Source organism: Vibrio sp. 10N.222.46.A1, assembly GCF_041473595.1.
Lineage (GTDB): Bacteria > Pseudomonadota > Gammaproteobacteria > Enterobacterales > Vibrionaceae > Vibrio > Vibrio tasmaniensis_A.
This window is the reverse complement of the sequence record NZ_JBFRSN010000125.1, coordinates 1-2,073: the sequence shown is the minus strand read 5'-3', so window position 1 is coordinate 2,073 and position 2,073 is coordinate 1. Positions and strand designations below refer to the sequence as shown.

The 2,073-nt window shown below is 48.8% G+C and carries 1 protein-coding gene; it reads right to left on the bottom strand.

Annotation, left to right across the window (positions count from 1 at the left end):
* Positions 1-2,073 (bottom strand): AAA family ATPase (locus AB4496_RS04485; protein ID WP_372130635.1); only part of this gene is annotated, 2,073 nt, incomplete at both ends.

Genomic DNA, 2,073 nt, shown 5'->3' with positions numbered 1-2,073 from the left:
TTAGCATTGCAGGGTGAAGGGATCTATCTTCGGATGAATAGACCGCCGGGTGGAATTTTACATGGTTGTTTTCAATGTTATTGACACCGAGCTTGTTTAAGTACGTTTGGGCCAGTGTGTTATCCATCGGTAAGCTTTGATTGATATAATCCTTAGCCCGTTCTTCAAACTGCGCAATATGCCTTGGGGTGGTGCTCAGTAATTTGTCGTGTTTACTGTTTTCCTCCAGTTGATATTTTTCCGGTTCGTTGATCATCTTGTGCGCTTCATTCATCGCGGCTTTATAATTCATTTCCTTATGACTCATGATTAGGTTAATCAATGCGCCTTTTTCGCCTGTGGTGTAGTCTTTGAAATACCCGCGATGCTCTCCAGTTAAGGTGACTTTAATGGCCGATTTTCCAATACCAAAGGTTAAATAATCCCGGTCTGATTTGGATTGATTCGGCTGGCCTAATAACTGAATGGCGAGGCTTTCGGTGTATTTTGGTAGCTGCGTATTGATGTGCTCCCTAAATGTGTTGTAGTCAAAGTCACCGCTTTTATTTTGGAACCGGACGTCCTCATGAGGGAGTGCATTACGGTTAAAGTAGGTGGTGTCTTTGGGTGGAATTTGGTTGAGGGTTTCTATCGCACTGGCTTTATGGCTCTCTTTAGAAAGCCAGCTTTTGACCAATTGTTTTGTGTTGTCGGTATAGAGCCGAATGTGCTGACTGGCACGAGTCACATCGATACCGGCGCGTCTTAAGTTGGTCAGTGCGCCTTTGCTTTGTATCGCGCTAATGACGTGTTGATAGGTGGACCCTTGCGCCATGTCTGCGGTTCGACTGTAAGCGTAGTCCCAGTGCCCGTCTTTAAGCGCATTAGGGTTAAGGTTGAGTGTTTGTCCTGTCTTAGATTGAGCGATAACACGGTCTGTAGTCGCTTGCGTGATGCGGTACTCCACGTTGGCTTTGATACTGCGCTCTTTATCGGTAAAACGGGTGATGATTTTATCGCCCGTTGAGAGTGGTTTTTCTGACGTAGAGAACAGGGTGGTGAAGCGGTGGTCACGGTTGCGCGGTAAGAATGGCCTAGTCTTACCTGTCGCTGCGTCTTGAAGTGTCACCACGCCATGCTCTGAGTCAACGTGAGTGATTGTCGCGTACTCACCGGGTCTGGTGCTCAATATCAAGCCTTTTTGATACGGCATCATGGTAGTGAGCTCTTCACCCGTGGCGCCGATTGAGCGTAGCCGGGTTGCGACGACGTTCTCTTTGCCTAACTCACTCTGTTTCATCAAACCGACACGGATGTGTTCGGTGATGGTGTCTCGCTCCTGGTTGGTGTACGCGATAATCAGTGTGTTGTCTCGCGTTTCGGGGGTGCGCTCTAAATAGTCTTTGGCGACCATGTAGGGCAGCTTCTCTGTGGCGGTGAGCTGCGCTCTGCGTCGGTCTTTGTCGTTTTCATCCAACGTGGAAATGACATGTTGACTGTTGCTTTGAGTATCAGGGGCTTGCTGCTGGAGTTTATCTAGGGCGCTGAGTGGCTGTTTATCAATGGTGTTTTGCTGTGCATTGTGCAGGGTGTCATTTTGTGGACGTACCATATCGGTCATGTAAGCGGTATCGATGCGGCCTTGGCTTATGGCCAGCTCAAAGGGTTTACCGGCACTGAGTGATAAAAGCTGCTCTTTATCGCCCAATTTGGCTGTTTTGGACTGACTGTCATTGACCAGCTTTGTGAACTCATCGGCTTGCTTGTTGCTGACCATGGAGCTTTCATCGAGAAAGAACAAGGTGTGTTGATAGTCACTGGCTTCTCGATTGCCTTGTCGGATGTCAGAGAGCAAGCTTTCCAGGGTTTGCGCTTTCACGCCTTTGCTTTCGAGCTCTGCTACCGCGGCGTGCGTGGGCGCAAGACCGATGACGCTTTGCTCTGGCTGCTGGCTGGCTTCTTTGACTAACTGGATAAGTTCAATATTGGATTCAAGCATGGTGGACTTACCTGTACCGGCTAACCCTTGGATGGCCACAAAGCTGTCCTTGGTGGTTGAGATAAGGGTGATGGCGTCCTTTTGCCCTTGGGTTA